We start from the raw sequence: 6,602 nt of genomic DNA on the forward strand, positions 1-6,602 counted from the left end.
CCGGCCCGCCTGCCGCTCGCCGGCTCGGTGGAACGGCATGGGTGTCTACGTCCCCGTTTGACACCCATGCCGTTCCATCTCGGCGAGGATCACACGACGGCGAAGGCGCGCACCGGGAACGTGCCCATGCCGGCCACCCGCGGCGGAGCGGCGGTGAACCGGAAGCCGGTCGGCGGCAGCGCGTCCAGGCCGGTCAGGTGCTCCACGATCGGCACTCCGGCGGCCAGCAGACCGGTGTGCGCCGGCCGCTGACCTGCCGCCGCCGGAGTCATGTCGTCAATGTTGATCGAGTCGATGCCGACGAGCGCCGCGCCCGCCTCGGCCAGCCACTGCGCGCCGTCACCGGTCAGGTAGGGCGCCTCCGGAGCGGCGTACGCGTCGGTGCCGAAGTGCGCGTCCCAGCCGGTGTGCAGCAGCACCGCGCATCCGGCCACGTCGTACGGGGCGAGCATCAGCCGGTCCACCGCCCGCGTACCGGCCGGCACGCGTACCACCAGGCCGGGTAGGTCGGCGAGGCGGTCCAGCGGCACCCCGGTCAGGTCCGGGCCGTCGGCGAAGCGGTGCGACGGCGTGTCCACGTACGTGCCGGTGTTCGCGATCATGTTGATCCGCGCGACGTGGAACTCGACACCCGGCGCGTACCGCCCCCGGGACTCCTCCCGGGTCAGCCAGTCGCTGATCGCCGGGCCGGGCCAGCCGGGCAGCGTGACCATGCCTTCGGTGATCACGTGACTCAGCTCGACGACACGCCGCCCGCCACCGCCGGCCGGGGCGGCCACCCCGCGCCCGCCCTTGTGCGGCTCCTCGACGATGCTCCGGTTGGTGATCCGTACCTCGCCGACCATGAGCAGCCCGAGGTGCCGGACCAGCAGCGCGGCCACCTCGTCGTCGGTGACGTCCGGGTGCGGCACGTCCAGCCGGAACCCGTCGGTGCGCAGACCGCCCCCGTTTGCGAAAACCACCTCGGCGTCGAAGACCGCCCGATACTCGACCATCCGCCCACCGCACCACGCCTCCTCGCGAGGCGTCAAGATCCGCAAGCTGGGCGGGCCCGGACTGTCGGGAGAGGGGGATAGGCTCGGACGGTGCACCCCCCGTCCGGCTGGACGCGGGGTCGTCGTCGTGTGTCGATCCGCTGGAAGTGATCACTGATGCTCACCGGACTCTTCTCCGCCGCCCTGGCCGACCCGGGGCTGGCCCGGGCGCGTGACCTGGCGCGCTCCGGTGCCGCGCAGGTCGACGGGCTCGACCTCACCGCCCCCGCCGCGCTGCGTCCGTTCGCGGTGGCCGCGGTCGCCGCCGACGAGCCGGCCGGCGGTGCGGGCCGCCCGGTGCTCGCGGTCACCGCCACCACCCGCGAGGCCGACGACCTGGCCTCCGCGCTGGGCAGCCTGCTGCCGCCGGAGCAGGTCGCGGTCTTCCCGTCCTGGGAGACGCTGCCGCACGAGCGTCTGTCGCCCCGCTCCGACACGGTCGGGCGACGCCTCGCCGTGCTGCGCCGGCTGGCCCACCCGGACGCCACCGACGCGCACGGCCGCACCGGGCCGCTGCGGGTCGTCGTCGCGCCGGTCCGGTCGCTGCTCCAGCCGCAGCTCAAGGGCCTCGGCGACCTGGAGCCGGTGCAGCTCGCCGCCGGTGACGAGGCCGACCTGGAGGAGGTCGCCCGCCGGCTCACCGACATGGCGTACGCCCGGGTCGACCTGGTCACCAAGCGCGGCGAGTTCGCCGTACGCGGTGGCATCCTGGACGTCTTCCCGCCCACCGACGAGCACCCGTCCCGGGTCGAGTTCTGGGGCGACGAGGTGGAGGAGATCCGCACCTTCGCGGTCGCCGACCAGCGCACCATCGAGGGTGTCGCGCAGCTCTGGGCGCCGCCGTGCCGGGAGCTGCTGCTGACCCCTTCGGTGCGGAAGCGGGCCGCCGCGCTCGCCGCCGAGCACCCCGAGCTGGCCGAGATCCTGGACAAGCTGTCCGAGGGCATCCCGGTCGAGGGGATGGAGTCGCTGGCCCCCGCCCTGATCGGCGCCGACGCGCTGGAACTGCTCGTCGACTGCATGCCGGCCGGCACCCACGTACTCCTCTGCGACCCCGAGCGCATCCGCACCCGGGCGCACGACCTGGTCCGTACCTCTGAGGAGTTCCTCCAGGCCAGCTGGGCCGCGGCCGCCGTCGGCGGCCAGGCCCCGGTCGACCTCGGCGCCGCCGCCTTCAAGACCCTGGCCGAGGTACGCACGACGGCCCGCGCCCTGCGCCAGCCCTGGTGGACGCTCGCGCCGTTCGGCCTGGTCGAGGCGGACGCGGCACCGGCCCGGCAGCCCTGGGAGGACGAGCCCACCGAGGTCGACGTCACCCCCGACGACGCCATCGCGGTGAGCCTGGCCGCCCAGCCGGCGCCGCTCTACCACGGCGAGACCGCCCGGGTGGTCGACGACCTGGTGCGCTGGGCCGGCGAGGGCTGGTCGATCGCGCTCGTCTTCGAGGGGCACGGTCCCGCCCAGCGGGCCGTCGAGGTGCTCCGCGACGCCGGTCTCGGCGCCCGGCTCACCGAGGAGGTGCCCACCGCGCCCGCGCCCGGCGAGCTGCTCGTGTCGTGCGGCTGCCTGACCGCCGGGTTCGTCGACGAGGCGTCGAAGTTCGTGCTGCTCACCGGCAACGACGTCACCGGCGGCCGGGGCACCTCCACCCGAGACATGCGCAAGATGCCCAGCCGGCGGCGCAACACCATCGACCCGCTGGAGCTCAAGGCCGGCGACTTCGTGGTGCACGAGCAGCACGGCATCGGCCGGTACGTCGAGCTGGTGCAGCGCACCGTGAACGGCGCCAGCCGCGAATACCTGGTCATCGAGTACGCGCCGAGCAAGCGTGGCCAGCCCGGCGACCGCCTCTTCGTCCCGACCGACCAGCTCGACCAGCTCTCCCGCTACGTCGGCGGCGAGCAGCCCACGCTGCACAAGATGGGCGGCTCGGACTGGCAGAAGTCCAAGGCCCGGGCGCGCAAGGCGGTCCGCGAGATCGCCGCGCAGCTCATCCAGCTCTACGCCGCCCGCAAGGCGTCCAAGGGGCACAACTTCGGCCCCGACACCCCGTGGCAGCGGGAGCTGGAGGACGCGTTCCCCTGGCAGGAGACGCCCGACCAGCTGGCCGCCATCGAGGAGGTCAAGCGGGACATGGAACAGACCGTCCCGATGGACCGGCTGATCTGCGGCGACGTCGGCTACGGCAAGACCGAGATCGCGGTACGGGCGGCGTTCAAGGCGGTGCAGGACGGCAAGCAGGTGGCCGTGCTGGTGCCGACCACGCTGCTGGTGCAGCAGCACTACAACACGTTCGCGGAGCGGATGAGCCAGTTCCCGGTGTCGATCCGGCAGCTGTCCCGGTTCCAGACGCCGAAGGAGACCGAGCAGACGCTGGAGATGGCCGCCGCCGGCACCGTCGACATCGTCATCGGCACCCACCGGCTGCTCCAGGCGTCCACCCGGTTCAAATCCCTCGGCCTGGTGATCATCGACGAGGAGCAGCGGTTCGGCGTCGAGCACAAGGAGCACCTGAAGACGCTGCGCGCCTCGGTCGACGTGCTCGCCATGTCGGCCACCCCGATCCCGCGCACACTGGAGATGGCGATCACCGGCATCCGGGAGATGTCCACCATCGCCACCCCGCCGGAGGAGCGGCACCCGGTGCTCACGTTCGTCGGCGCGTACGACGACCGCCAGGTGGCCGCGTCCATCCACCGTGAGCTGCTGCGCGACGGTCAGGTCTTCTACCTGCACAACCGGGTCGAGTCGATCGAGAAGACAGCCCGCAAGCTGCGGGAACTGGTGCCGGAGGCCCGGGTCGCGGTGGCACACGGCCAGATGGGCGAGGAGGCGCTGGAGAAGGTGATGGTCGGCTTCTGGGAGAAGGAGTTCGACGTCCTGGTCTGCACCACGATCGTCGAGTCCGGCATCGACATCCCGAACGCCAACACGCTCATCGTGGAGCGCGCCGACCTGCTCGGCCTGGCCCAGCTGCACCAGATCCGCGGCCGGGTCGGCCGGGGCCGGGAGCGGGCGTACGCGTACTTCCTCTACCCGCCGGAGAAGCCGCTCACCGAGAACGCGCACGAGCGGCTGGCCACCATCGCCCAGCACACCGAACTCGGCGCGGGCATGTACGTGGCCATGAAGGACCTGGAGATCCGCGGCGCCGGCAACCTGCTCGGCGGCGAGCAGTCCGGCCACATCGAGGGCGTCGGCTTCGACCTGTACGTGCGCATGGTCGGCGAGGCGGTCTCCGCCTTCAAGGGGGAGAGCACCGAGGAGGAGACGGAGGTCAAGGTCGACCTGCCGATCGACGCGCACCTGCCGCACGACTACGTGGCCGTGGAGCGGCTGCGCCTGGAGATGTACCGCAAGCTCGCCGAGGCCCGCGACTCCGAACGTCTGCGCGAGGTGGTCGCCGAGATGACCGACCGGTACGGCGAGCCGCCCGCGCCGGTGCAGAACCTGGTCGCGGTGGCGCGGTTCCGGCTGCTGGCCCGCCGCTACGGGCTGACCGACGTGTCGATGCAGGGCAAGCACATCCGGTTCGGCCCGCTGCCGCTGCCCGACTCGAAGCAGATGCGGCTCAAGCGCTACCACCCGGACTCGGTCTACAAGCAGGCGCTCGACCAGGTCAGCGTGCCCCGGCCGAGCACCCGGCGGATCGGCGGCGAGCCGTTGCGCGACCAGGCGCTGCTGGAGTGGTGCGGTCAGCTCCTGGCCGACGTCCTCGGCAAGCCCGAGGAGTTCGCCGGTGTCGCCCGGTCGGCGGCGGGTGCGCGATGAGGTGGGCGGAGTCACAGGTCCGTACTCGCCGTGAGAGAGTGACCCTCATGCGTGCTCGCCGTTCCCTCGTCGCCGTCAGCGTCGCGGCCCTTGCCGCGCTCTCTCTCGCCGCCTGTGGCCGCTCCGCCCCGGACGTCGCCGCGTACGTCGGCGACACCCGGTATTCCGTCGACCGGGTCGACGCGATCTACGAGGACGCGCAGCGGCAGTACGCGGACGCCGTCCGTAGCCAGGCGCCGCAGACGCCGTCGCCGGCGGAGCTGCGGTCCCCGGTGACCCGGCAGGACGTGCTGAACCTGCTGGTCGCGATCGACCTGGGCAAGCGCGTGGCGGCCGACAAGGGCCTCCAGGTCACCGACCAGATCTCCCCGGAGCAGATCCAGCAGGCGCTCCGCATGCCGGCGACCACCGAGTACACGAAGCTGTGGGGCGAGTGGGTCGACCTCTCCGGCACGCTCCAGCAGAGCCTGCCCCCGGCCGACCTCAGCGACGAGTCCCTGATGGCCGTCTACCACGCCATCGAGAAGACCGGGGCGATCCAGCCGGGCCTGACCGTCGACCAGGTCCGGCAGGCGTTCGGCGAGGCCGGGTTCGTCCGCACCGCCACCGCGCTCAGCAGCGCGCTGCAGGAGCAGTCCGAGAAGTCGGACGTCCGCGTCAACCCCCGATTCGGCGTGACGGGCGTGCCGTCGCTGGTCAACACCGGCCAGTCGTTCGTCTTCTACTCCCTGCCGTACGTCGACCAGGACGGCCCGGTCACCGACATCTCGACGCCGGAGGCGCCGGCCGGTGACTCGCCGGCTCCCGGAGCCGTATGACCGCCCGGATCGTCCTGCTCGTCACCTCACCCCGGCTGCCCGCCGGCCTGCTGACCTCGGCCGCCTGGGACGCCGTACGCTCCGCGCCGGTCCTCGCCGGTGCGGAGAGCGAGCTGACCCGGGCGGTCCGGATGGCCGGCGCCGAGGTGAGCGTGGTGACCGAGGGCGCGACCCAGGCGCTGCTCGACGCCGCCGCCGCGCACGGCGGCGCGGTGTGGCTGGCCGGCCCGGCCGGGGACGAGACGCTGGCCCGTGAGCTGGGGCTGCGGCTGGCCCGCGAGCCCGGCCTGGCCGAGCTGGAGCTGATGTACGGCTCGTGGGATCCACCCGGCGCCCGGCTGCTCGACGCGGTAGAGGTGATGGACCGGCTGGCCTCCCCGGGAGGCGATCCGTGGAAGCGGGCGCAGACCCACCGCACCCTGGCCGGTTTCCTGCTGGAGGAGTGCTACGAGGCGTACGACGCGATCAGCGCCGACGACACCGACGCGCTCCGCGAGGAACTGGGCGACGTGCTGCTCCAGGTGCTGCTGCACGCCCGGCTGGCGGAGAACCTGCCGGACGGCAAGAGCTGGACCGTCGACGACGTCGCGGGCACGCTGGTCGACAAGATGGTGCGGCGCAACCCGCACGTGTTCTCCGGCGAGCCGGCCGGCTCGATCGAGGAGATCGAGGCGAACTGGGAACGGATCAAGCGGGCCGAGAAGACCCGCGAATCGGTGCTGGATGGCATCGCGCTGAGCCAGCCCGCGCTCTCGCTGGCCGCGAAGGTCCTGGACCGGGCCGGCCGGGTCGGCCTCGCCGTACCGCCGCCGCTGGCCGAGTCGCAGGTCGACCCGGAGGCCCGGCTCGGCGCGAGCCTGCTGGCCACTGTCGCCGCCGCCCGCCAGGCCGGCATCGACCCCGAGGCCGCGCTGCGGCGGGCCACCTTGGCGTACGCCGAAGCGATCCGAGCCGCCGAACGCACCACCCCCAACCACCC

4 protein-coding genes are annotated in these 6,602 nt (G+C 72.9%); 3 read left to right on the forward strand and 1 reads right to left on the reverse strand.

Features of this window, described 5'->3' with window-relative positions:
- Positions 1–89: 89 nt before the first annotated feature.
- A complete protein-coding gene (locus F8279_RS16720) occupies positions 90–995 on the reverse strand; it encodes a cyclase family protein (protein ID WP_151500437.1) in 906 nt (301 codons plus the stop codon).
- A 156-nt stretch (positions 996–1,151) separates the two neighbouring features.
- Between F8279_RS16720 and mfd the strand changes: the two genes are divergently transcribed.
- The 3 genes from mfd to F8279_RS16735 all read left to right on the forward strand — a co-directional run.
- A complete protein-coding gene (gene mfd, locus F8279_RS16725; protein ID WP_151500438.1) occupies positions 1,152–4,805 on the forward strand; it encodes a transcription-repair coupling factor in 3,654 nt (1,217 codons plus the stop codon).
- Between the two features lie 47 nt (positions 4,806–4,852).
- On the forward strand, positions 4,853–5,623 hold the full coding sequence (locus F8279_RS16730) for a SurA N-terminal domain-containing protein (RefSeq protein WP_091415824.1): 771 nt from the start codon (positions 4,853–4,855) through the stop codon (positions 5,621–5,623).
- The coding region (locus F8279_RS16735) for a nucleoside triphosphate pyrophosphohydrolase (RefSeq protein ID WP_151500439.1) at positions 5,620–6,602 on the forward strand (983 nt) is incomplete at its 3' end. The genes F8279_RS16730 and F8279_RS16735, both read left to right, overlap by 4 nt.

It is taken from the genome of Micromonospora sp. AMSO1212t, from assembly GCF_008868145.1.
GTDB lineage: Bacteria > Actinomycetota > Actinomycetes > Mycobacteriales > Micromonosporaceae > Micromonospora > Micromonospora tulbaghiae.

Coding starts and splice junctions, on each gene's coding strand:
- F8279_RS16720 (WP_151500437.1), bottom strand. CDS start 995: ATGGTCGAGTATCGGGCGGTCTTCGACGCCGAGGTGGTTTTCGCAAAC.
- mfd (WP_151500438.1), top strand. CDS start 1,152: ATGCTCACCGGACTCTTCTCCGCCGCCCTGGCCGACCCGGGGCTGGCC.
- F8279_RS16730 (WP_091415824.1), top strand. CDS start 4,853: ATGCGTGCTCGCCGTTCCCTCGTCGCCGTCAGCGTCGCGGCCCTTGCC.